Below are 23,600 nucleotides of genomic sequence, written 5' to 3'. Positions count from 1 at the left end.
CCCCCGCAAGAGGATCTGTTGCAAAATTGGAACAAATTTAGCGCGCTCCGCGTTGCATCCCAAACGGCCAGCACAGCGGCCCCATCACGGAGAGCAGACATGCATAGCTATGGAGCAGAAATTCAGGGCCTCACCTATAATGCAGCGCTTCAGGCCTATCAGGCGCGTGTCATCTTTCATGAGGCGGGCGAACGGATCACATTTCCCGTCGACTTCGCCGCCCCGATCAGCGCCGATTACGCCACCGTCAGCCGCGGCCTTGCGCTCCGCGCCCGCGCGCTGCGCAATCGCAAACGCGGGGCCAATGTCGCCCGATTGAAGGACCTGGCAGAAATCGCCGCCCATCAGGGCCGATTGAGCGCCTGACCCTCTTGACCCGACGGGTCTCTCTGCGCAAGGAGGGGCGAACCAGAGAGGATGCGCCCATGACTGCCCAGACCGCCGATGACCGCCTGATCGTTGCCCTTGATGTACCGAATGTGGTGCAGGGACTTGAGCTCGCCAATCGCATCGGCGATGCCGTGTCCTTCTACAAGATCGGGCTTGGCATGTTGACGGGCGGCGGCTTTGCCCTCGCCAACGAGCTCAAGCAGGAGCAGGGCAAGAAAATCTTCCTCGACATGAAATTCTTCGACATCGGCGCGACGGTGGAAAACGCGGTGCGCGGCGTGGCGCAGCACGACATGGATTTCCTCACCGTGCATGGCGACCCGTATGTGGTGAAAGCCGCGAAAGAGGGCGCCTCCGGGTCGGATATGAAAATCCTCGCCGTCACCATCCTGACCTCACTCGACCGCGCCGATCTCGATGGCGCATTGATCAAAGAGGGTGAAATTCGCGATCTGGTGCAGGAACGTGCGGGCAAGGCGTTTCTCGCGGGCGCCGATGGCGTCATCGCCTCGCCGCAGGAGGCCGCTTTGATCCGTGCGCTGCCCGAAGCGACCGGCAAACTGATCGTCACCCCCGGCGTCCGTCCGATGGGCGCGTCTCTGGGCGATCAGAAACGCGTGGCGACGCCCGCGCAGGCGATCCGCGATGGCGTCGATCATATCGTGGTCGGACGTCCGGTCTGGCAGGCGGAAGACCCGCGCAAAGCCGCACTCGCGATCCAGCACGAGATCGCCAACGCAGACACCTGGAACAGCTGATTACAGCGACAGGCTTTCAAGAAAATGCCGTGTCCGGTCTTTCAGAAAGGGCACGGCATTTTTATGCCTGACGAACTCCTGAACCGGCATGAACCGCCACATTTGCCCCTCCTCGCCAAACCGGATCATACCCTCCGTCAGATCGTCCCAGATCGCGCCAAAGTGCCATCCCCCGGTTTGCCCCGGATACCGGTAGAAACGTCGGTAGCGCACCATGTCCGGCGCAAGCGCGATGCCGAATTCTTCCCGCGTTTCGCGCAGAACACAGGCAAGCGGGGTTTCATCCCCCTCACGCCCGCCTCCGGGCAGGTCCCACATATCCGGGTAGGAGATCGTCGGGACATCGTCGCGCAGAAGCGTCAGGACGGAGCCTTGCGTCAGGATCGTGATCTTTGCCCCGACAAAGGCCCCGGCCCCCTCACTCATCGTCGTTGATGTCCTTGTCCCAGACTTTCACCTGACCTTTGCGCAGCCCGAAAATCTTTCGCATGCCAAGCCAGGCGATCATCGAACAGACCGCAAAGATCAGCGTCAAGAACGACACATTCGCTCCGACCCAACCGAGAAACAGCAAGAACGCCACCACGGCGGCGCCGATGCCGAAGCCCAGAAACATGAAGCCCGCCGCAATGATTTCGAGCGCCATGAGCGCAATCGCCACCAGCCCCCAGAACCACCATTCGAGCAACAGAACCATGTGTTCCATCACGCCTTGCCTTTCAAAAGCTTGAACGCATCGCCAAAGGCCTCAAGGGCTGCCGAGGGCAGAACGATGGTCTGTTTGCCGGTGCCCTCGCCCAATGCGGTCAGCGCCTCGACCTGTTTCAGAGCCACCTGATATTGCGCCGCCTCGATGCCGTTCTTGGCAATCGCTTCGGCCACAACACCTGTCGCATAGGCTTCTGCATCGGCCTGAATCCGGCGCGCTTTGGCCTTTTGCTCGGCGGCGTAAAGTTCGGCATCTGCCGCCAACTCGACGGAGCGTTTCTCGCCCTCGGCCTCCATCACGGTCGCACGACGCGCGCGCTCGGCATTGAGTTGCTGCAACATCGCGGCGCGGGTGGCCTCATCGAGATTGACGTCCAGCACCTCGGCCCGCGTCACCTCGATCCCCCAGTTGTCGACCGCATCCTCGACCGCCACCTTGATCGTCGCGATCAGTTGCGAGCGGTTCGATTGCACCTCGTCGAGTTCCATCTTGCCGATCTCGGCGCGGACGATACCGGCCACCGTCGTGGCAATCGCCGCATCAACGTCGCGGATACGGTAAACCGTCTTTTCCGGCTCGATGATGCGGTAAAACACGGAGGTCTCGACCTTCACCAACACATTGTCGGAGGTGATCGCATCCTGCATCGCATTCGGAAGCTGGCGTTCGAGGATCGAGATCTTATGCGCCACCACATCGATGAGCGGCACGATAAAGTTGATCCCCGGCCCCAAAACGGTGCGCAGCCGCCCAAAGCGTTCGACCACGAATTTCTCTGACTGCGGCACGATCCGCACGCCTTTGAGCACCAGAAGAACGATGAACAGTGCCAGCGCCAGAGTGACGATATTGCCGCCGGTCAGAACCTGTGCCGGATCAATGGAATTCATGAGTAACCTCCCCCAAACTGATATGCAGGGGCGCATGGCCCCCTCTCGCAGATGGGTATAGAATAGAACCGGATCAAGAAAGCAAATGATGCCCGCTCCCGCCATGTCCTGTCTGTGCCGCGACTGCCTCACCACATTCGACCATGTAACACGGTGCCCAAGCTGCGGGCGGCCGCGGGTTTTGACACATCCCGAGCTTTTCACCCTCTCGATTGCGCATATGGATTGCGATGCCTTCTACGCCTCGGTCGAAAAACGCGACAATCCGGATTTGCGCGACAAACCGGTGATCGTCGGCGGCGGCAAGCGGGGCGTCGTCACCACCGCCTGTTACATCGCCCGAATCAAGGGCGTGCGTTCCGCCATGCCGATGTTCAAGGCGCTGGCCCTTTGCCCCGAAGCCGTGGTCGTCAAACCCCGGATGGAGGCCTATGTCGCGGCCTCGCGCGAAATTCGCGACATGATGGCGGAACTGACCCCCGATGTGGAGCCACTCTCGCTCGACGAGGCTTTCATGGACCTCACAGGCACCACGAAACTCCATGGTCACCCGCCTGCCGTCATGCTCGCCCGTCTGGTCAAACGCATGCGCGAGGAGCTGCATCTCACCGGGTCCATCGGGCTGTCGCACAACAAATTCCTCGCCAAGATTGCATCTGACATGGACAAACCCCGCGGGTTTTCCGTCATCGGCGAGGCAGAAACCATGGAATTTCTCGCGAACAAACCCGTGAGCCTGATCTGGGGCGTCGGGCGCGCCACGCAGGGCGCGCTTGAGAAAGCCGGGATTCGCACGTTCACCGATCTCAGGCGCTGGGAGAAAGACGATCTGCATCATCGCTTCGGTGCGATGGGCGACCGGCTTTGGCATCTGGCGCGCGGGCAGGACAGCCGCCGCGTTTCCGCTCATCGCCCGGTGAAATCCATCTCGAACGAGACCACCTTTTCCGAAGACATCGGCATGACCGATCTGCTCGACGGCCATCTCTGGCGCCTGGCACAAAAGGTCTCGGACCGGGCTAAGGCGAAAGACATCGCCGGGCGCACCGTCACGCTCAAACTCAAACGCGCAAGCCATGCAACACTGACCCGGCGCGTGACCCTGCATGAGCCCACGAATATCGCCGACCGCATCTATCGCACCGCACGCGATCTGATGACGCCCGAACTGCCGCAAGGGCCGTTTCGGCTCATCGGCGTTGGGATTTCCGAACTTGGCCCTGCCGATCAGGCCGATCTCTCGCCCGATCTGCTCGACCCGGATGCGACCAAACGCGCCAAGGCCGAAAAAGCCAGCGACGAGATTCGCCGCCGCTTCGGCACGGATGCCATCATGAAAGGCCGGGCGCTTCGGTGAATCATTCGGCGGCGAGCGGCACACCCTCCGCCCCGATCTCCGCAATCGCCCGCGCCGCCGCAGAGATCCGGGCCCGCAGCGCCGGAAAATCGGCGCGAAGGGCAAGCGTTCGTTCGTTCATATAAAGAGAGCGGTCGATTTCCACCTGAATCGCATGGCACTGGCGCGACGGGCGCCCGTATTGTTGCGCCACATAGGCGCCCGCGAAGGGCACATTTCGCGAAACGATAAAGCCCTGCGCCCGAAACGCCTCTTCTACCGCCGCAACGATCCCCGGAGCCGCCGAGGCGCCGTAGCGGTCCCCGATCACTATCTCCGGCCGCTTGCCCCGCGTGGTTCGAATCGCGCTCAGCGCTTCGCGCGGCATGGAATGACAGTCAATCAGAATCGCCTGCCCGAACAGCGCCAGCGATTCGTCGAGCACCGCCTTGAGCAAGCCGTGATAAGGGGTCCAGACCGTGTCGATCCGCGCCTCGGCCTCCGCGCGCGGGATCTTGCCCCGGTAAATACTCCGTCCGCCAGCGACCACACGCGGGATGACACCAAGCCCGGACGCAATCCGTGGGTTAAGCCCGACCCGCGTAACATCCTCGATCAGTGCGGGGTCCAACTCATCGGCGCGTCGGTTGAGATCGACCCATGCCCGGGGGTAGACGGCTGACAAAAGCACCGCGCCAAAGCTGGGGACATCGGAAAACAACCGATCCACATAGGCATCTTCGGACGAGCGCAATTGCAGAGAATCGAGGACCGAGGTCTCGACCATTTCCTGCGGATAGGTGCGCCCGCTGTGCGGCGAGGCAAAAACCACCGGAGAGGTTCTCCGTTCCGGTCTTTGCAGCAGATAGGGCGCTTTGCTCATCGGGGCTCCTTTTCCGCAAAAACTATAGACAAGGAAATTCTCTGCCAAAAGCCCTTGAACAATCATCCGACTCCTTTTATACGCTGCCGGACTGACGCGGGAAATGCCCCGCGTCTTGTTCTTTCCGCCTCAAGGCGTGTCAGACAAGACGTGGAAATCCCGAGGAAGAATGGGCGTATAGCTCAGTGGTAGAGCACTTCGTTGACATCGAAGGGGTCACAAGTTCGAACCTTGTTACGCCCACCATTCTTCCTAAGTCGACTGGTTTTAACAGGCGCACGCAGGCGCCGCGAAAAGGAGAAGAACATGAAAGTTCGCAACTCGCTCCGCTCGCTGAAAAACCGGCACCGCGACTGTCGCGTCGTGCGCCGCAAAGGCCGCGTGTACGTGATCAACAAGACGCAGCGCCGCTACAAAGCCCGTCAGGGCTGAGCTTCAGCAGCGATACCAAAAAAAGCCGCCCGATTTTCGGGCGGTTTTTTTGTGTCTCGTCTGCGCCTGCGAAAATGGGCGCGCCCCGCAGGGCACGCCCGCTCCGATTATTTCGACACGTCGATCAGAATTTTGACATGCGCACCCGAAGCATCGAGCAGCGCGTCGAACCCTTCGGTCACGGCCTCGTCCAGCACGATTTTCTTGGTCACGACTTTCTCCGCCGGAATCGCACCCGACGCAATCAGGTCGATCACTTTCGGCCAATACGACGTCGGATAGGCCCAGGCGCCGCGCACATCGACATCCTTGAAGGTCACATCATGCCAATGCAGCTTGCTGTCTTTCGTGTGCAGACCGACCTGAACGATCGTGCCCTGTTTGCGCACCGCTTGCAGACCGGTATTCAACGCAGCTTCGTTGCCAGATGCTTCGATCACCTTGTCGCACCCCACGCCACCTTCGGTCAGAGCGCGAATCTCCGCGACCACATCGTCCTTCATCGGGTTGAAGGTGATGACCTCCGGCAAAATCTCCTTCGCGAGTTTCAGCCGGGTTTCATTGACATCCGACAGAAAGATTTTCGTCGCCCCGAAAGCTTTCGCCGAGAGCATCGCCAGCATGCCGATCGGACCGGCACCGGTCACAAGCACGCTGTCCCCCGCCGTCACTTCGCCACGCTCACAGGCATAGACCGCCACGGCGGTCGGCTCGACGAGCGCGCCCTCTTCCCAGCTCATGCTGTCCGGGATTTTCACCGCATTGTAATCGTTGACGATGGCCGCTTCAGCCATGCCGCCGGACATCCAGCTCAGACCGACGAGCGCCAGATCTTCGCTCAGATGAAACAGACCACGGTCGGCGAAATAATCACCCGAACGCGGCATCACCAGCGGCTGTACCGACACCCGGTCGCCGGGCTTCACATGGGTCACACCTTCGCCCACGGCAGTCACTTCGCCGCTGAATTCGTGGCCCAGAACCTGCGGTGCCTGCGCCTTGGTGAAAGGATGGGGTTCGACCGGCACGAAAATCGGTCCGGCGACATATTCGTGCAGGTCGGTGCCACAAATACCGACATATTTGTTTTTGATCGCGACCTGCCCGGGGCCCGGCTGGGGAATATCTTCCATCTCCTCGATGCGAAGGTCTTTAGCCGCGTAGAATCTAAGCGCTTTCATGGGGAGGTCTCCTTTTAACTTGGGTCGCACCTGTTTGGCGCATAACGCGGAAAACTGAGGTACTGTGTCGTCACACGCTCTTTAGCGCGCGCACAGCTTACCTATGGTTAACCTTGCGAAAAGAAAATGTGTGCCGCCGCACACAATGCTGTGTAAACAAGCCCGCTCCACAGCGCACAGACATGAAAAGGCGCCACGCGATTGCGCAGCGCCCTGTTCATCGTCACTCAGGCGATCTCACACTTTGCGGTAAATCTCGTCCTCAAGCTCCGAGGTATCCACGCCGAGACTTTCCAGACCGTCCTCCAGATAATCGGCCAGAAGCGGAATGCCGAGAAGGTATTTCTCGGTCGGACCGATGGCCTCCTGCTTCGCGGTCTCAAGCGCTTCGCCATAGTCGTCGAAGGTCTCGCGCCCGATCCACATGATCGCCACAAGCGCCGCTTTCTCATCCTCGTTCAGGCCACGAATGAAACTCTGCAACTCGCGCCCGGTCCCATCGGACGGGCGGCTTTCGAGAATCGTATCGCCATCGGCATCGTCAGACGGCGTATCCCAACGTGCCACTTTCGCCCCAAGCTCGCGCGCACGCACGATGACAAAGGCGACTTTGTGCGGGCTGATATCCATGATGGGGGTCCTCCATAAATCTGACTGAGTGTGCATCTTACACCCGATAGAGCACATGACCTAAGTCAAAGATTCAGGTTTGAGAAGGCCCGTTTAGGATTTTTGCACAAGCGTCGCAGGCTGTTGAGCCACGGTTTCGGGCGCCAATTCCTCAAAATCGAAATTGTCGAGGCGATGCGCTCGTTTGCCCGCTTTCTCGGCAGAGATTTTGATGTCTTCGAGATCCTTCGCCGCCTGCCCGAAATGCCGGTCGAGATTACCCACCCGTGTGGACAACCGTTCCACATCGCCATGCAAAAGCGAAAGTTCCTTACGGATCGCCCCGGCCTGTTCGCGCATCCGCGCATCCTTGAGAATCGCCCGCATCGTATTGAGCGTCGCCATGCAGGTCGTCGGCGAGACGATCCAGACCCGTTTCTCGAAGCCTTCGCGCACCAGCTCCGGAAAATTGGCATGAAGCTCGGCATAGACCGCCTCGGACGGGAGGAACATCAGCGCGCCATCGGCCGTTTCGCCTTCGAGAATGTATTTCTCGGAAATATCAGCGATGTGCTTTTTCACCGCCTGCCGCATCAGCTTGGCGGCCTCGTTGAGCTCCCATTGCGTCTCCGCACGCCGAAGCGCCTCATAGGCCTCCAGCGGGAATTTGCTGTCGATGGCAATCGGTCCGGGAGGATTCGGCAGATGAATCAGACAATCCGCCCGCCGCCCGTTCGAGAGCGTTGCCTGCAAACTATAGCTGTCGCGCGGCAAGGCCTTGCCGACGATATCGTTGAGTTGAATCTCCCCAAACGCCCCGCGCGTCTGCTTGTTCGACAGGATGTCTTGCAAGGACAATACATTCCCGGACAGCTTCTCGATATTGGCCTGCGCCTTGTCGATGGTCTCCAGCCGCTGCTGCAATTCGCCAAGCGACTTGGCCGTCCGCTGCGCCGAGCCTTGCAGGTTCACATTCATCGCCTCGGTCACCAGCGCCAGCCGCTTTTCCATCAGCTCCAACATCCGCGCCTGAGAGGCCACCTGCGCCTCCGACACGTGGGTCAGGCCACCGGCAAGCTGTTGCTGCCCGTCGGACAACATCTGCACCCTCTGGCCAAGCTGGTTCATCTGCTGCGCAATCGGCAGCGCCATCTTCGCCGCCTCACCGGAGCGTTTCAGCACCACGATCAGCAGGACAAAAAAGACCAGAAGCACCGCCCCGCCCATCACGGCGGCGAGCGTCAGGGGATCGTTGAAATCGAGTGTCATGTGCGTCCGAATAGCCGTTCGATGTCGGAAAGTTTCAGCTCCACATAGGTGGGCCGACCATGGTTGCATTGCCCGGAATGGGGCGTGGCCTCCATCTCCCGCAAAAGCGCGTTCATCTCTTCGGCATGCATCCGACGCCCCGAGCGGATCGAACCGTGACAGGCCACGCGCGACAGAACGGCTTCGATCCGGGCCTGAACCGAGAAACTGTCGCCGAGATCCGACAGCTCATCGAGAATATCCTCGATCATCGCCTTGGCATCGACGCGGCCCAGAATGGCAGGCGTTTCGCGCACCGCGATGGCCCCGCCACCGAACGGCTCAATCCCGAGGCCAAGTCTCGACAGATCGTCCGCCATGTCCAAAAGCATCTGCGCATCATTGACGGACAGTTCGACAATCTCCGGGATCAAAAGCGCCTGCGCCTTGACCCCGTGTTCGGCCATCTGATGTTTGAGTTTCTCGTAGACCAAGCGTTCATGCGCCGCATGCTGATCCACGATGACAATGCCACGTTCGGTCTGGGCGATGATGTAATTCTCATGCACCTGTGCCCGCGCCGCGCCGAGGGGCAAGGCCTCCGTCACTGGCGCTGCCTCGACCTCTTCCATCCGCGCCGAGGGCACAGACATTTCCGCGAAACCCGGCGTTTCCATCGGCTCCGGGCGCTCCGGTGCCTGCCAGTTGTAGCTCTGCTCAATCACCCCGGAAGAGGGCCGATAAGGTGCGGAATAGCTCTGCGACGGGCGGTCCATCTGATAGACACGCGGCTCAGCCACCTCCGGGCGCATGGCCCCCAGTGTCGCCGTCGCGACCGTAGTGGACGCCCGATGCCCGGCCTCCGCCAAAGCGTGGCGCAAAGCCGAGACGATCAGCCCGCGCGCAATCCCCGGCTCGCGGAACCGCACTTCGGATTTTGCCGGGTGAACGTTGACGTCCACCAGATGCGGATCGCAGTCGATGAACAGACAAGCCGCCGGATGGCGGTCCCTCGACAGGAAATCGAAATAGGCGCCGCGCAAAGCACCCACCAAAAGCTTGTCCCGCACAGGCCGCCCGTTGACGAAAAGATACTGCGCCACGGCAGACCCCCGCGAATAGGTCGGCAAAGCGGCATAGCCGGTGAGCGTCAAACCCTCGCGCTCCGCATCGATCGCCAAAGCGTTCTCGGCAAAATCCTTGCCCAAAACGGTCGCGAGCCGCCCATGCAGCGCGTCGAACATATCGCCGCTCTCGGGATCGGCGCGGAAGGTCACCCGCCCTTCGCCGCCCCCAGACACATCGCGAAGCGTAAAACCCACGTAAGGTTCGGCCATCGCGAGACGCTTGATCACATCGGAGATCGCCTGCGCCTCCGCCCGGTCGGTGCGCAGGAATTTCAACCGCGCGGGCGTGGCGTAAAACAGATCGCGCAGTTCCACGACCGTTCCGCGCGACAAGGCCGCCGGTTTCACCGGCTCCGCCTTGCCACCGGACACGGACATGCTGACACCCTCGCCGCCCTGCACGCGGGAGGTCAGTTTCAGCCGCCCGACCGCGCCCAAGGACGGCAAAGCCTCGCCGCGAAAGCCAAACGTATGAATGTCCAAAAGATCCGTGCCGTCGATCTTCGACGTGGCGTGGCGGGACAAAGCCAAAGGCAGGTCCTCGGCACTCATGCCACAGCCATCGTCGCTGACCCGGATCAGCGTCTTGCCTCCGTCCGCATAATCCACCTCGACCCGCGTCGCCCCGGCGTCGATGGCGTTTTCCACCAGTTCCTTGACGGCTGAGGCGGGCCGTTCCACCACCTCACCGGCGGCAATACGGTTGATCGCGCCCTCGTCGAGCTGACGAATGACGGGACGGGGCTGATCCTGGCTTATGTTGCGTGCGGGAGAGTTCATGACACCAGAGGTAGCATGGACCCTCCCGATTCGACCATGAGGAAATCTCAGTTGGTCTGCATCCCTTCGGGCGATCCGACCACGACGAAGGTCAGGGTCTCAGGGTTGTAAAGCCGTTTGATCACCCGGTTCACCTCCTCCAGCGTCACCGCATTGACCAGATCGTTGCGGGTCTTGATATACTCCGGCGACAGCCCGTCCATCTGCATGCCCACAAGGATGCGCGCGATGGTGCCATTGCCATCGAACCGCAGCGGATAGGCCCCGGTCAGATAGGTCTTGGTCAGGTCGAGCTCTTCCTGCGTCAGGCCGGTCTCCGCCAGCTTCGCCCATTCGTCCTTCACCACATTCACCGCCTCGGCCACGACCTCATTGCCGGAGGAGAACTGCCCGAGGATCATCTCGGCGTGATCGAAGGACACGAGGTAGGAGCCGACACCATAGGTCAGCCCGCGTTTCTCGCGCACCTCTTCCATCAGCCGCGAATCCCCGTGACCGCCCAGAACCTCATTGGCGATATAGGCCGGGATGAAATCCGGATCGTCGCGCTTGATGCCTTTCTGTCCGAAAAGCACCACGGATTGCGGCGTTTCGAACGGAACGACCGTCAGCCCGCCCATCAGTGCGGGTTCGACAGTCTCCGGCAGCGCCGCTCCGGTCTCCGGCAGATCGCCCAGAAGATCGTCGAGCAGGCTGGCAAGCTCCTCGGCGGTGATATCGCCCACCGCCCCGACATAAAGCCGGTCGCGGGTCATCACCCGGTCCTTGGCGGCGAACATATCCTCGGGCGTCAGCCCCTCGACACTCTCGAACGTGCCATTGTCGTCGCTGCCATAAGGATGCGCACCGAAAGCCATCTTGTAGAACACTTCGGAGGCGATATCGCTCGGGTCGGTCGCCTTCGAGCGCAGGATGGAGGCCACCTGCCCCTTCACCCGCTCCACCGCATCGGCGTCGAACCGCGGTTGCATGATCGCCTGACGCAAAAGCGCCATAGCCGCGTCCCGGTTCTCGCTCAGGAACCGGGCGGAAATGCTCACCGTGTCCAAGCCAGCGTTAAAATTGAAACTGGCGGCAAGATCGTCACGCGCCTCGGCAAAGCCTTGGGCATCCATCTCGCCTGCGCCCTCTTCGAGCGTCGCCATCATCAGATTGACCTCGCCGCGCTTGCCCTCACGGTCGAGCGAAGTGCCGCCGCGAAACCGGATTTCCAGCGCGGTGAAGGGGATGGAATGTTCCTCTACCAGCCAGGCCTTGATCCCGCCGGGGGTCTCCACCGTCTGAACATCGACAGCAGCCTGCACCGGCAGGGTGAACCAGATCAGCGCCACAAGCGCCGCAACAAAGCGTTTCATCCGTCCGCTCCTTCCTTCATTTCGGGCATCAGCCAGCCAGTCACGGCGCGGCGGCGGTCGAACACCTCATGGGCGGCGGCCATCACATCTTCGGGCGTCACCGCCTGAAGGATCTCCGGCCAGGCCTCGATATCCGCAAGCGACAGGCCCAGAGCGAGTTCTTCGCCATAGCGGCGCGCCTGACCTTCGACATCGTCTTCGGCATAGATCAGATTGGCGCGGAGCTTGGTTTTCAGCCGCTCGAACTGGTCGAGGTCAATGCCATCGGCGATGAATTGTGCCACAGCGGCATCGAGCGCGTCTTCCGCTTCCTGCATCGGCACACCCGGCGAGGGCACGATCACCAGACCGAAGGTGGTGTCGTCAATACTGGCCCCGTCGTAATAGGCCCCGGCATAGATCGCGGTCTGATCCTCGAAGGTCAGTTTGCGCGCGAGATAGGAGGTCGTGGAATTGCCCCCCAAAAGCGAGGCGAGGATTTCGAGGGCGGCGGCTTTGGTCTGATCGCCCGGATCGCGTTCCGGGGCCAGATAGCTGCGCATCACCGTGGGTTGCGCCACCCGCGCGTCCGTCATGGTTATACGCCGTTCGGCCAGTTGCGGCGGCTCCTGCGGCCGCATCCGCTCGCCCAGACCCGGCGTCGGCTCCAGCGGGCCGTACCACTCTTGTGCCAGTTTATAGACCTCATCGGGATCGACATCGCCCGCCACCACGAGGATGGCGTTATTCGGCGCATAGTACCGGTGGTAGAAATTGAACGCGTCGTCGCGCGAAAGCTTCTCCATCTCCTGCCGCCAGCCGATGATCGGGATGCCGTAGGGATGATTGAGATATTGCGCCGCGCTGGTTTGTTCGCGGAACAACGCGCCCGGATCGTTGTCGATCCGCTGATTGCGCTCTTCCAAAATAACCTGACGCTCGGTCTTCACGTCGTCCTCGGTCATCTCCAGATCGCGCATCCGGTCGGCTTCCATCTGCATCATAAGACCCAGACGGTCGGCGGCGACCCGTTGATAATAGGCGGTGTAATCCCACGAGGTGAACGCATTGTCCGAGCCGCCGTTCCGCGTCACGGTTTCCGAAAGTTCACCGGCGGCCAGATCGTCCGTGCCCTTGAACATCAGATGTTCGAGAAAATGCGCGATGCCGCTCTTGCCCATCGGCTCGTCGGCTGCGCCGATCTTGTACCAGACCGTATGGGCCACCACAGGGGCGCGGTGATCTTCGAGCACCACGACCTCCATGCCATTCTCCAACTCGTAATGGCTCACCTCGGCAGCAAGTGCCGGGGAACTCAGCGCAATCAGCGCCGCTGAGACCGCGTATTTCATGAAAACACCCTTGTGCGTCAGTATTGGCTTACTGTTGCCGCAAACGGCGCGCAGGACAACAGGGGCTGACGCGGATGTGAAGCAAAAGGATCGGGTTTGGCAAGGGGCGTGGCGTCAATCATAACGCTTTGCCAGTGCTCTTAGTCCTTGCCCGAGCCTCACTTCTCCGGCGGGGCGCTCGGCACCTTGACGCCAAGGGCGCGCAGGCGCAGCCATTCCTCATAGGCGTCGAGCGCAAAACGCTTGTAAGCGCGCTCGTAGCTGCCACGACCCTTGCGCTTTTTCGCATCCGCTTCGGCAAGCTCGGCACGGATCGTCGGATCGACACCGTAGCGCGAGGCATAATTGACGATACCACCATCGACAGCGCCCGTCGGCACACGCCCGCCCAGCGCGACAATCGCGTCCGCATTCGGCGTCGCATCGGTCAGGTTCGCGCCGCCGGGCGTCGGCACCGGCAGGCTGCTGTAGCTTGCGGGCTGTTGGAGCGGTTTGGCCGGGACGACGGAAAATTCGTCAGGCCCCGTTTTCACCTGATTCGGCACGCGGTCGCGGGACTGGCCACAGGCCACAAGGGCACTCAGAGCCATAAGGCACAAACCTGTCCGGAGCACATTCGAGACCATGAAAACCTTCCTCCGCCTTCTCGCGTCAGAGCATGTGTAGACGATGGGCGCGCCAAGGTCACGCCCGGTTTTTCGTCTCCCCGGTGAAAAGGATGAGACCGAAAGCCCCGGCAAAGATCGCAATATCGGCGACATTGAAAGAATAGGGGTTGGCAAACCCGCAACAGGACATGTTGAGGAAATCCGCCACGGCCCCGTAGACGATGCGGTCGATCGCATTGCCCAAGGCCCCGCCGACCAGAAGCCCCGCACTGATTTGGCCCAGCGCGGAAAACCGTTCGCGACGGACCCAGAACATGACCCAAGTCGAAATCACCACCGCCAGGACCACCCAGCCCCAGCGCAGCAAATCGCCATGCCCGGACAAAAGCCCGAAATTGGCCCCCCGATTCCACGCCATATGGAACACGAGATAGGGGGACAGAACGTCGATCTGCCCCACCTCTTTGAGATTCATGCCCTGGACCACGGCCCATTTCGAAAGCTGGTCGATCACGAAGGTGATTAGCGCTGCGAGGATCGTGGTCCGCATGATTTTGCCTCAGTGCCGGAAATGGCGCATGCCGGTGAGGACCATGGCAAGCCCGGCTTCGTTCGCGGCGTCGATCACCTCTTGGTCGCGCATGGAGCCACCCGGCTGAATCACACAGGACGCACCGGCCGCAGCGGCTTCGAGAAGACCGTCGGCAAACGGGAAGAACGCGTCAGACGCCACAGCAGAGCCTTTGGTCAGCGGTTCCGGCAGCCCCATGGCTTCGGCCATGCGCTCGGCTTTCTTCGCAGCGATCAGCGCCGAGTCGAGACGCGACATCTGGCCTGCACCGACGCCCACCGTGGCTTGGTTTTTTACATAGACGATGGCGTTGGATTTGACGTGCTTCGCAACTTTCCACGCAAACAGCAGATCTTGCATCTGCTCGGGTGTGGGCGCTTTCTCGGTCACGACCTTCAGATCGTCCATGCCGATAAAGCCGGCGTCCTTGTCCTGGAACAGGTAGCCGCCCGCCACCTGACGGATCGTGTTCGGCTTTGCCAGGACGTTCGGTAGGCCTTCGGTGGTCAGAAGACGCAGGTTCTTCTTGGCCGCGAAAATCTCTTTCGCCTCGTCCGACGCGCCCGGCGCGATGACGACTTCGGTGAAAATCTCGGTGATCGCCTTGGCGGTCTCCGCATCCAGCGCCTTGTTCAGCGCCACGATGCCACCGAAAGCCGAGGTACGGTCGCAATCGAAAGCGTTGTTATAGGCCTCCAGAAGCGTCGCGCCCTTCGCCACACCACAAGGGTTGGCGTGTTTGATGATCGCCACAGCGGGCGTTTCCGCCGGGTCGAATTCCGCCACAAGCTCAAACGCCGCGTCGGTGTCGTTGATGTTGTTGTAGGACAGTTCCTTGCCCTGATGCTGAACGGCGGTCGCAACCCCCGGACGCTCGGAGCCATCGACATAGAAGGCCGCCGACTGGTGCGGGTTTTCGCCATAACGCAGGGTCTGTTTGATCTGACCGGCGACCACACGACGACGCGGGGCCACTTCGCCAATCGCATCCGCCATCCAATTGGACACGGCAGCGTCATAAGCGCCAGTGCGAGCATAGGCGATCTGCGCCATTTTCTGACGGAACGCATAAGAGGTCTGGCCGTCGTTGGCGTCGAGCTCGGCGATCAGGGCTGCGTAATCCTCAACGTCCACAACGGTGGTGACGAACCCATGGTTCTTCGCCGCCGCACGGATCATCGCCGGGCCGCCGATGTCGATGTTCTCGATCATCTCGTCATACTCCGCGCCGCGGGCCAGAGCCGCCTCGAACGGGTAGAGATTGACGATCAGAAGGTCGATCCCACCAATACCGTGCTCGTCCATCGCGGCCACATGTTCGGCATTGTCGCGCAGAGCCAGAAGCCCGCCATGCACACGCGGGTGCAGGGTTTTGACACGACCGTCCATCATCTCCGGGAAACCGGTCACTTCGGAAACGTCTTTGACATCGAGCCCCGCCTCGCGCAGCGTCTTCGCGGACCCGCCGGTGGACAAAAGCTCGACCCCCTTGGCGGCCAGCGCCTTGCCAAGATCAACAAGGCCGGTTTTGTCGGATACGGAAAGAAGCGCGCGCTTCACGGGATAGAGATCGGTCATGGTGGCAGTCCATCTTTGTGGCGGTCAGATCAGGGTCTCGTCGTCCATCTCAAGATCGCGGAGCGTCGTCGGCGTCTCCTGCGCCTTGGCCAATGTCCAACGGACACGGGTCGCATAATCCATTGCCGCCGCAGATAGAACCACTTGTTTCGCTGCACGCGGCTTTAAGCGGTTTTTTTCGAGGTAAACCGACCGCTCAAGGCTCAATTTCGCGCGACCGTCATGCCGAAACACCCAAATCTCCCCGGATTTGAGCGCCAAGGACACCGCCGCGCCCCCCATGTCGATCTCCGCATCCACATCCGGATGGAGATGAAACCGGACCTGAAACGGAATGCCCTGAAGTTTGAGCTTGTCCATCATCCGGTCGAATTGCCGCTCATCCGCCTCGGTGATCGTCGCCAGAGTGTCCTCCCCCGCGATCCCCCGCCCGTCTTTCGACAGCTCGATCTGGCGGATATGCGTCAGCCCGTGGGTGCGCGCATACCCATTGTGCCCGGCCACGAACCCGCCGCCATCCTCGCTGGTGCGCAGCTCAAGCCGCACGTCATCGGGCACATCCACCAACAGCTCGCGCAGATGCCCGCCGATCATCCGCTTGGCACCCAGACGCGAGGAGGAAAACCCCTCGATCCCCAGAGTCGAATGCGACGGCGTCGCCCTCCCGGCCCGCCGCCAATCGGCCCCGAAACTGCCGCCTGCCCCGCAATTGACGATCAGGGGACGCCGCCCGGAGGTCAGCTCGAACGCCAGTGTCGAGGCATGGGCATTGAACGAGGCTTCGACCTTGGGCGGAACGGCAGCATCGACGATGATCGAAGTGCGCCCCGCCGACAGCCGCAGAAACCCCATGTGAAGCCCAAGCCCCGGCGGCGTCTTGTTACCCGAGGCGGCCAGCGCATGATCGAGCCGCCCTTCGGCCCCGCGCCCACCGCCATGAAACCGCGCCAGCCCGCCGTCGGAATGACGCAGCGCGCGCAGCGTCGGCGCGATGCGTTCGATCGCCGCCAGATGCGCCTCATCGGCGATCCGTCCCGCTTCCGACAAAGCCGCTGCGGCCCATGTCAAAAGCGTGAAAACCTCCAAAAGTTCTTCGGGGGTGCGCGTCGGGATGCCCCCCTCAAGATCGATCTCGCTCTCGCATTCCTTCGAAAGCGCCTTCACCGCCGACGCGACATGCTCCTCCATGCCGACAAGCGACAGCCCGGCATAGATCAACCCGGTGAGCGCCTCGAACCGCGGCAATCCGGGACTGGCCGTCTGCCAGCGCCGCGCGAGGAAAATCGTCTGCTGTCCGAGTGTTTTATAGAAGGCGTTCGACACTTCCGTTTCCTGCCCGGACAGGAAAAACAGCGCATGATGGATCCAGCGAATAAGCCGCCGCCCGGTCAGATCCGGCGTCCAGCCCGGTCCCTTGCCGCGCGCATAGCGCTCCATCCAGCCTTTGATCCAATCCTGCGCCCGATGCCGCGCGTTGTAATCGCCCACGGCGGCAAGATCGTCGAGCCAGGCAAAGCCATGAATTTCTTCGACAAAGCCGGGAGCGGGTGCCTCGATGTCCCAGATCGAGGCATTCGGCGCCTCGACCAGATAGCCCGCAAACAGGAAATTCCCGCCGATCAGCTGACGCCCACGCGCGAAAGAGCCGATGGATTTGGGTTCGGGCTGCGAGACAAATCCCATCGCGGGTTTTGCACGCGCCGCACGCAGCGCATGAAACCGGTTCATGCGGCGGACGTTCTTCGCGCGCCAATCCTCGCTTTGCGACATTGCCTGCCCCAGCCTGTCGGTTCGTTATCGTTGCCCGAAAGATAGCGGGCGCACCTCAGGATGTCATCGGGAAATCCCCGAAACCTCCCTGTCGCTCATCCCCGTCGCAAGACCGTGATGAAGAATCCATCCATCCCGCCACGGTCCGCCCAGTAATCCGGACGGGTCCGCAGCCCCTCCACGCCGATCCATTCCGGATCAATGCCGGGGATCTTCAGCGCGTCAAGATCGAGCCTGAGATCGGGATGCCGCTCCATCGCGTCCCGCACCTGCTCCTCACCCTCGTCGATGAGCAGAGAACAGGTGCAATAGACCAGCTTTCCACCGGGTTTGAGCATCCCCAAAGCCCGGTCGATCAGGTGTTCCTGCAACTCGAACAGCCCCGGAAAATCAGAGCCGTCCTTGACATGCGGCAGGTCCGGGTGCCGCCGGATCGTCCCCGTGGCGGTACAGGGCGCGTCGAGCAGAATCGCATCGAAATCCGCCCCTTCGTATTCCAGCGCATCGCCAATGGCGATTTCCGCCGACAGACCGCAGCGTGTCAGGTTTTCCTGCACCCGACTCATCCGCGACTCGGAGATATCGAGTGCGGTAACTTGCGCCCCCATGGCCGCGAGCTGCATCGTCTTGCCACCGGGCGCGGCGCACATATCGAGGACCCGCACGCCGTTTTCCGGCGCAAGGATTCGCGCAGGCAGGCTGGCGGCAGCATCCTGCACCCACCATTCACCGGCCTCAAATCCATCAAGTTTCGTGACTTGAACCGCATTGCTCAGGCGCACCGATCCTGTCGGCAGGACCTCGCCACCAAGTTTCTCGGCCCAAGCCTCGGGGTCCTGCTTGACGGTCAGATCGAGCGGCGCGCCCTTGGCCTGCGCCGCCTCCATCGCGCTGACCGCCGCCTTGCCGAAATCCGCCACCAGCGGCTTGCGCAGCCATTTCGGCAGCATCGGCGCAGGAAGCGCGTCCCATTTCGCCTTTTCCCCGTCGATCTTACGCAGCACCGCATTGACCAGCCCTTTGAAATGGCTCGATTTCGGGCGCTCCTGCATCAGCGTGACATAGGCGTTCACAACCCCATGCGCGGCCTCGTCCATGGCGCAAATCTCGAACACCCCAAGGCGCAGCGCATTCATCACATGTGGCGCGGGGCGTTTGGCAAGATGCGGCCCGAGCATCCGGTCGCAGCGGTCGATGACGCGCAGAGCTTCGGTCACCAGACGCTGGGAGCGCGCACGATCCTCGGGCGTGAGGTCTTTGGTGCGCTGCAACAGCACTTCGGACAGGAGCCGTTTCTCCACGAGAACGGCGTCCAGAAGGGCCAAAGCGGCCCGGCGGGCGGCAAGCCCCGCAACATCGGTTGATCTTGTTTTCATAGCTCAACCCCGTATATCACAAGGCCAAGCCGGACAAGATCATCCGAAAGGAGCTCCCGATGAGCGACGACACTCCAGAGACCCCCGAAATGCGCGACATCTCCCACCTGCCCGCCGCCGCCCAGCGCGCACTGGCCGAGGCGGAAGAGCGGCGCAAAGCCCGTGAAGAGGCGGTCAAAGCGATGCCCACCGAATTGGGCGGACGCGACGGGCCGGAGCCGGTGCGTTATGGCGATTGGGAGAAAAAGGGCCTCGCCATCGACTTCTAAAGAAAAACCCGCGGAAATCCGCGGGTTTTGTTTTGAGTATTTGGGCTGCAATAAAGCTCAGAGACCCAGCACGTCGAGCATGTCATACTCGCCCGGCTTCTGCCCCTGCCCCCAAAGCGCGGCTTTCAAAGCGCCCTTGGCAAAGAGCGAGCGATCCGAGGCGACATGGCGCAGAATGATCCGCTCCCCCTCGCCCGCGAACATCACATCATGCTCGCCCACGATGTCGCCACCACGGATGGCGGAAAAGCCGATGTCGCCCTTTTTGCGCGCACCCGTGATGCCATCGCGCCCCGAGTCGCGGACATCTTCGAGCTTCACACCACGGCCCTCGGCGGCCGCCTCGCCCAGCATCAGCGCGGTGCCCGACGGCGCATCGACCTTGCGGTTGTGATGCGCTTCGATGATCTCGATGTCGTAATCCGCGTCCAAAGCGGCCGCGACCATTTTCGTGAGCTTGGTCAAAAGGTTGACGCCCAAAGACATATTGCCCGCGCGGATGATCGTCGCGTGACGGGAGGCAGCTTCGATCTTTTTCAGCTCTTCGGGGCACATGCCCGTGGTGCCGATGACATGAACGCAACGCGCCTGCGCCGCCAGCCCCGCGAATGCGACGGTCGCGGCAGGCGCGGTAAAGTCGATCACGGCCTGCGCCTTGGCAAAGGCTTCCAGCGCATCGTCGGTGACAGTGATCCCGATCGCCGTGCCACCCATGGCTTCGCCCACATCGCACCCGACCCAATCGCTGCCTGCGCGCTCGACCGCCCCCACGAGTTTGCACTTGTCCGAGGCCAAAACGGTTTTGATCAACATCTGGCCCATACGGCCGGACGCACCGGTGATGACAATTCCGGGAAGCTCGCTCATGTTCTGCACTCCTAATTCAGTCGCGCGAGCTTTAGCGCGGCAAAGCGGATTTGGCAAAGCCCGCTTGCATGAAAGGCCAATCAAGACTATCTCGCGCCTATGGCAAAACGTTCTCATTCCGGCGGACCTTCGGGTTCGCATCGCACCCTTCGCATTGGCGAGGCCATTCGGCGTCGTCTGTCCGAGATGTTGTCCCGTGGCGAAATCCACGATCCCGATCTCACCGCGATGTCGATCACGGTGGGCGAGGTGCGTGTGACCTCCGACCTGCGGATCGCAACCGCCTATATCCTGCCGCTGGGCGGGAAGTCGGCAGGCACCGCTTTGGAGGCGCTGCGTCGCAACAAGGGTGAGATTCGCCATCAGGTCGGCAAGGCGCTTGGGATCAAGCATACGCCGGAGCTGAAATTCGAGTTCGACGATACGTTCGACCGGATGGATGCCACGCGCATTATGTTCTCTGACGAACGGGTTCAGCGCGACATTCATCACGACGACGCATCCGACGAAGAAGAATAACGGAGACATTCAATGGCCCGACGTAAAAAGGGGCGCGCAGTTCACGGTTGGCTGATCGTGGACAAGCCCGCTGGCATGACCTCGACCTCCGTTGTCAACAAAGTGCGCTGGGCATTCGACGCCCAGAAGGCAGGCCATGCCGGTACGCTCGACCCGGATGCAACGGGCGTTCTTGCGGTGGCTTTGGGCGAGGCGACCAAGACCGTCCCTTTCATCACCGAAGCGCTGAAATGCTATCGGTTCTCCGTGCGGTTCGGGCAGGCGACGAACACCGATGACGCTGAGGGCCAAGTGATTTCCGAAAGCGATGCGCGCCCGGCGGATGCGCAGATTCTCGATGCGCTGCCGCAGTTCGAAGGCGACATCATGCAGGTGCCACCGAAATTCTCCGCCGTGAAGATCGACGGCGAACGGGCCTATAAACTGGCGCGCGACGATGAAGAATTCGAGATTGCCGCACGACCGCTTTATGTCGAAGAGCTGAAATTCATCGAACGCGTTGACGACGATCATGCGCTTTTCGAAATGACCTGTGGCAAGGGCGGCTATGTCCGGGCGATTGCCCGCGATCTGGGCGAGGCTTTGGGCTGTTTCGGCCATGTCGAATGGCTGCGCCGCGAATGGTCCGGGCCGTGGGATGCCGAAGACGGGATTTCCATCGCCGAGATCGATGAGAAGGCCAAGACCGAAGCGCTCGACGCCTATCTGCGCCCGATCGAGGAGGGCCTGTCCGATCTCGATGAGGTGATGTGTACCCCCGAGGGCGCCACGCGTCTGCGCAATGGCAATCCCGGCATGGTCTACCCGGCAAATGGCGTCGAATATGGCGATGAAGTCTGGGCCTCGTTCGAGGGCAAACCCGTGGCGGTCGGCATCTATAAATCCGGCGAATTGCACCCGTCTCGGGTGTTCAACCTCTGATCGCTTGATTTCACCGGGCAGAGCGGCCATTCAAGGCGCATGATCACACGCACCCATACCAAGGGCGATGCGCCCTCCACCGCCGTCTATTCCGATTGCGAACGCTATCGTTACTCGCTGGTCCGGGTCTGGGAGCCTGCGGGGCGCAAGGCGCTTTTCGTCATGCTCAATCCCTCGACCGCCACCGAAGTGCAGAACGATCCCACCGTGGAACGTTGCGAACGCCGGGCCCGCGCCCTTGGGTTCGGGTCGTTTTGCGTGACGAATATTTTCGCCTGGCGCGACACCGATCCGAAGAAGATGCGCGCAGCCAGCGATCCGGTCGGGCCGGAAAACGACAGCGCGATTCACGACTGGGCGCTTTGGGCGGATCAGGTCGTTTGCGCCTGGGGCACCCATGGCGCGCATCTGGACCGGGGCGCCCATGTCGAACGGATTTTGCGCGGCACCGGGCGCGATCTCTATCACCTCGGCCTGTCGAAAGCAGGCCACCCGAAGCACCCGCTTTACATCGCCTATACGCAGCAGCCAGAACTCTGGCCCTGATCAGGCGGCGGAAAGCGCCGTGGGGCTGATCTCGACCACGATGTCCGCCAAGGTCACGTTGGGCGAGCCATACAGCACCGCCACCACATCGCCATTGACGATCACCTGACTCGATAGCCCGTCTTCGGTCTGGCTCACCTCGACGTCGAGCGTGCCGTCATAGCTTTCACTCGGGTCGAGGGTCACGCGCAGCATGTCTTCGCCCTCGGTGAAATCGGTGATCTCGGCATGGCCGACATCGGCATTTGCGTCGTAATAAAGCCAGAATTCATCGCCCCCCGCCCCACCTGTCGCGGTATCTTCCGCATCCATCAAGAGCGTGTCGTCACCATCACCGCCATACAGCGTGTCGGCCCCCTCATCCCCCGAAAGCACATAGGACGACCCGGTGTCATTCCCGGCGTAGATCACATCATCGCCTCCGCCCCCCGACAAGATCGCCGTGCCATCGCCGCCATAGATCGTATCATTGCCTGCGCCCGCATCGACAATCGCCGCATCGTCGCCGGTCGCGATCACATCGTCTCCCGCCCCGCCGGTCACCAGATTCAGCGTCCCTTCGGTCTCGATCGTCGGCAGGCCGTCCTCATCGAGGGTCAGGGTCGCATCGGTGCCGCCCTGCATCACATCATCGGCGAGAACCAGCGTTTCGCCCTCATCGCCCAGCACATAGTCCACCGTTTCACCGGTCGGTGTGCCCGTCGCCGTATCCGCATCCTCGTCCGGGGTCAGGACGTCGTCATCGGGGTCACTGTCCGGCCCGGCTTCATCCGGGATGTCGGGATCGTTCACACCCAGCACATCGTCATCGGGGGTGCTGTCGGGCCCCGCCTCGTCCGGGATATCCGGATCATTCGGCTCGACCGCTCCGAAATCTCCCAATTCGCTCAGGGCATAAAGCGTGCTTTCCCCGGTTTCGGGGGTCTGCACGTCGACGGAAATATCGTCCACCGGCAGGCTGTCATAACCGAGGAAGGACAGGATGGTTTCATCCTCATCCGTCGCATAGGACAGGCTCGTTCCGATCTCATTGCCATCGTCATCGGTCAGCGGTTCGACGATGAAATTCCCCGCCAGACCATCGTCCAGCGTCAGCGTGACATGATCCTCACCTTCGGTGAAATCGGAGAAAAGCGTTTCGCCCGACCCGCTCGCAACCGCGTAATCCTCGCCCGCATCCTCCGTGCCTGACAATGCGTCGTCGTCCGGGGATGCTTCGCCGAGCAGATCGTCTTGCGTGTCGTCAGACGGACCGTCATCGGACGTGGCGGCATCGAGCGCGGCATCATCGGAAGACCCGGTCAGAAAACCCTCGTCACCGGTGTCTCCGGTCCCGGTCTCATCGACCGTTTCGTCCTCAGGAAGATCGCTCTCGGTCGCAGAAGAGGCGTCGGACTCGTTCCCGATCATGGCCACTTCGCCCAACGCGAGCGCAGCCGGTACAAGTCCCAGCAATGCCAAAGCCCATAACATATCCCCACACCTCGCATTCACACACCCGATCACATAATACGCCGCAAGGCTTGAAAAAGAAGGGAAATATCTA

Annotated in this window: 25 protein-coding genes and 1 tRNA gene; 9 read left to right on the top strand and 17 right to left on the bottom strand. The window is 61.5% G+C overall.

Annotated elements, in window-relative coordinates; all coding sequences use genetic code 11:
- Positions 1–99 precede the first annotated feature (99 nt).
- Together V1471_RS15975 and pyrF are read left to right on the top strand one after the other, a co-directional pair.
- A complete protein-coding gene (locus V1471_RS15975) occupies positions 100–366 on the top strand; it encodes a hypothetical protein (protein ID WP_434290009.1) in 267 nt (88 codons plus the stop codon).
- Positions 367–425: 59 nt separating this feature from the next.
- On the top strand, positions 426–1,148 hold the full coding sequence (pyrF, locus tag V1471_RS15970; RefSeq protein WP_434290007.1) for an orotidine-5'-phosphate decarboxylase: 723 nt from the start codon (positions 426–428) through the stop codon (positions 1,146–1,148).
- Here pyrF and V1471_RS15965 read toward each other — a convergent pair whose 3' ends face one another.
- The 3 genes from V1471_RS15965 to V1471_RS15955 are packed head-to-tail and all read right to left on the bottom strand — an operon-like array spanning position 1,149 to position 2,747.
- A complete protein-coding gene (locus tag V1471_RS15965) occupies positions 1,149–1,574 on the bottom strand; it encodes an NUDIX domain-containing protein (protein WP_434290005.1) in 426 nt (141 codons plus the stop codon).
- Positions 1,567–1,854 carry an NfeD family protein gene (locus tag V1471_RS15960; RefSeq protein ID WP_434290003.1) on the bottom strand — a complete coding sequence of 96 codons (288 nt, stop codon included), beginning with the start codon at positions 1,852–1,854 and terminating at the stop codon, positions 1,567–1,569. Before V1471_RS15960 ends, V1471_RS15965 begins: the two co-directional genes overlap by 8 nt.
- Positions 1,854–2,747 (bottom strand): SPFH domain-containing protein, encoded by an 894-nt coding sequence (locus V1471_RS15955; RefSeq protein WP_434290001.1) that lies wholly within the window; start codon positions 2,745–2,747, stop codon positions 1,854–1,856. Before V1471_RS15955 ends, V1471_RS15960 begins: the two co-directional genes overlap by 1 nt.
- Positions 2,748–2,850: 103 nt before the next feature.
- On the opposite strand from V1471_RS15955, the gene V1471_RS15950 reads away from it, so the two are divergent.
- A complete protein-coding gene (locus V1471_RS15950) occupies positions 2,851–4,104 on the top strand; it encodes a DNA polymerase IV (protein ID WP_434290958.1) in 1,254 nt (417 codons plus the stop codon).
- A 1-nt stretch (position 4,105) separates the two neighbouring features.
- On the opposite strand, the gene V1471_RS15945 is transcribed toward V1471_RS15950, so the two are convergent.
- Positions 4,106–4,966 carry an N-formylglutamate amidohydrolase gene (locus V1471_RS15945; protein ID WP_434289999.1) on the bottom strand — a complete coding sequence of 287 codons (861 nt, stop codon included), beginning with the start codon at positions 4,964–4,966 and terminating at the stop codon, positions 4,106–4,108.
- A 171-nt stretch (positions 4,967–5,137) separates the two neighbouring features.
- Between V1471_RS15945 and V1471_RS15940 the strand changes: the two genes are divergently transcribed.
- Both V1471_RS15940 and ykgO read left to right on the top strand, forming a co-directional pair.
- A tRNA-Val gene (locus V1471_RS15940) sits at positions 5,138–5,212 on the top strand.
- A gap of 60 nt (positions 5,213–5,272) precedes the next feature.
- Positions 5,273–5,398, top strand: coding sequence for a type B 50S ribosomal protein L36 (ykgO, locus tag V1471_RS15935; RefSeq protein WP_043868284.1), 126 nt, complete (start codon positions 5,273–5,275; stop codon positions 5,396–5,398).
- 107 nt (positions 5,399–5,505) lie between these two features.
- Here the strand turns inward: ykgO and V1471_RS15930 are convergent, their stop codons facing one another.
- The 11 genes from V1471_RS15930 to V1471_RS15880 form a co-directional block, all read right to left on the bottom strand.
- Positions 5,506–6,579 (bottom strand): 2,3-butanediol dehydrogenase, encoded by a 1,074-nt coding sequence (locus V1471_RS15930; protein WP_434289997.1) that lies wholly within the window; start codon positions 6,577–6,579, stop codon positions 5,506–5,508.
- Positions 6,580–6,816: 237 nt separating this feature from the next.
- Complete coding sequence (locus V1471_RS15925; RefSeq protein WP_434289996.1) at positions 6,817–7,209, bottom strand: DUF3775 domain-containing protein; 393 nt, start codon at positions 7,207–7,209, stop codon at positions 6,817–6,819.
- A gap of 93 nt (positions 7,210–7,302) precedes the next feature.
- Entirely contained in the window at positions 7,303–8,457 is a 1,155-nt protein-coding gene (locus V1471_RS15920) for a DNA recombination protein RmuC (RefSeq protein WP_434289994.1), read from the bottom strand.
- Positions 8,454–10,343, bottom strand: a complete 1,890-nt coding sequence (mutL, locus tag V1471_RS15915; protein ID WP_434289993.1) for a DNA mismatch repair endonuclease MutL — start codon at positions 10,341–10,343, stop codon at positions 8,454–8,456. The genes V1471_RS15920 and mutL overlap by 4 nt, the downstream gene beginning before the upstream one ends.
- 47 nt (positions 10,344–10,390) lie before the next feature.
- Entirely contained in the window at positions 10,391–11,698 is a 1,308-nt protein-coding gene (locus V1471_RS15910) for a M16 family metallopeptidase (RefSeq protein WP_434289991.1), read from the bottom strand.
- The gene (locus V1471_RS15905; RefSeq protein ID WP_434289990.1) at positions 11,695–13,029 is read right to left on the bottom strand and encodes a M16 family metallopeptidase; all 1,335 of its coding nucleotides are present in this window, start codon (positions 13,027–13,029) and stop codon (positions 11,695–11,697) included. The genes V1471_RS15910 and V1471_RS15905 overlap by 4 nt, the downstream gene beginning before the upstream one ends.
- A gap of 158 nt (positions 13,030–13,187) precedes the next feature.
- Complete coding sequence (locus tag V1471_RS15900) at positions 13,188–13,619, bottom strand: DUF3035 domain-containing protein (RefSeq protein WP_434289988.1); 432 nt, start codon at positions 13,617–13,619, stop codon at positions 13,188–13,190.
- Positions 13,620–13,713: 94 nt separating this feature from the next.
- Complete coding sequence (lspA, locus tag V1471_RS15895) at positions 13,714–14,187, bottom strand: signal peptidase II (RefSeq protein ID WP_434289987.1); 474 nt, start codon at positions 14,185–14,187, stop codon at positions 13,714–13,716.
- 9 nt (positions 14,188–14,196) lie between these two features.
- Positions 14,197–15,786, bottom strand: a complete 1,590-nt coding sequence (purH, locus tag V1471_RS15890; protein ID WP_434289986.1) for a bifunctional phosphoribosylaminoimidazolecarboxamide formyltransferase/IMP cyclohydrolase — start codon at positions 15,784–15,786, stop codon at positions 14,197–14,199.
- Between the two features lie 24 nt (positions 15,787–15,810).
- Entirely contained in the window at positions 15,811–17,556 is a 1,746-nt protein-coding gene (locus V1471_RS15885; RefSeq protein ID WP_434289985.1) for a heparinase II/III family protein, read from the bottom strand.
- A gap of 95 nt (positions 17,557–17,651) precedes the next feature.
- A complete protein-coding gene (locus V1471_RS15880; RefSeq protein ID WP_434289984.1) occupies positions 17,652–18,932 on the bottom strand; it encodes an RsmB/NOP family class I SAM-dependent RNA methyltransferase in 1,281 nt (426 codons plus the stop codon).
- A 59-nt stretch (positions 18,933–18,991) separates the two neighbouring features.
- Here V1471_RS15880 and V1471_RS15875 point away from each other — a divergent pair, with 59 nt between their 5' ends.
- Entirely contained in the window at positions 18,992–19,201 is a 210-nt protein-coding gene (locus tag V1471_RS15875) for a DUF1674 domain-containing protein (RefSeq protein ID WP_434289983.1), read from the top strand.
- 57 nt (positions 19,202–19,258) lie between these two features.
- On the opposite strand, the gene dapB is transcribed toward V1471_RS15875, so the two are convergent.
- Positions 19,259–20,068 (bottom strand): 4-hydroxy-tetrahydrodipicolinate reductase, encoded by an 810-nt coding sequence (gene dapB, locus V1471_RS15870; RefSeq protein ID WP_434289982.1) that lies wholly within the window; start codon positions 20,066–20,068, stop codon positions 19,259–19,261.
- A 99-nt stretch (positions 20,069–20,167) separates the two neighbouring features.
- Here dapB and rbfA point away from each other — a divergent pair, with 99 nt between their 5' ends.
- From rbfA to V1471_RS15855, 3 genes are read left to right on the top strand one after another with little or no spacing between them, the layout of a single operon-like run.
- Positions 20,168–20,587 (top strand): 30S ribosome-binding factor RbfA, encoded by a 420-nt coding sequence (gene rbfA, locus V1471_RS15865; protein ID WP_434289981.1) that lies wholly within the window; start codon positions 20,168–20,170, stop codon positions 20,585–20,587.
- Positions 20,588–20,599: 12 nt separating this feature from the next.
- Complete coding sequence (truB, locus tag V1471_RS15860; protein ID WP_434289980.1) at positions 20,600–21,508, top strand: tRNA pseudouridine(55) synthase TruB; 909 nt, start codon at positions 20,600–20,602, stop codon at positions 21,506–21,508.
- Between the two features lie 39 nt (positions 21,509–21,547).
- Positions 21,548–22,054 carry a DUF1643 domain-containing protein gene (locus tag V1471_RS15855; RefSeq protein ID WP_434289979.1) on the top strand — a complete coding sequence of 169 codons (507 nt, stop codon included), beginning with the start codon at positions 21,548–21,550 and terminating at the stop codon, positions 22,052–22,054.
- Here V1471_RS15855 and V1471_RS15850 read toward each other — a convergent pair whose 3' ends face one another.
- On the bottom strand, positions 22,055–23,464 hold the full coding sequence (locus V1471_RS15850; protein ID WP_434289978.1) for a calcium-binding protein: 1,410 nt from the start codon (positions 23,462–23,464) through the stop codon (positions 22,055–22,057).
- Positions 23,465–23,600 lie beyond the last annotated feature (136 nt).

This window comes from Celeribacter sp. SCSIO 80788 (genome assembly GCF_051054295.1).
GTDB lineage: Bacteria > Pseudomonadota > Alphaproteobacteria > Rhodobacterales > Rhodobacteraceae > Celeribacter.
This window is presented reverse-complemented; position numbering and strand designations above follow the sequence as displayed.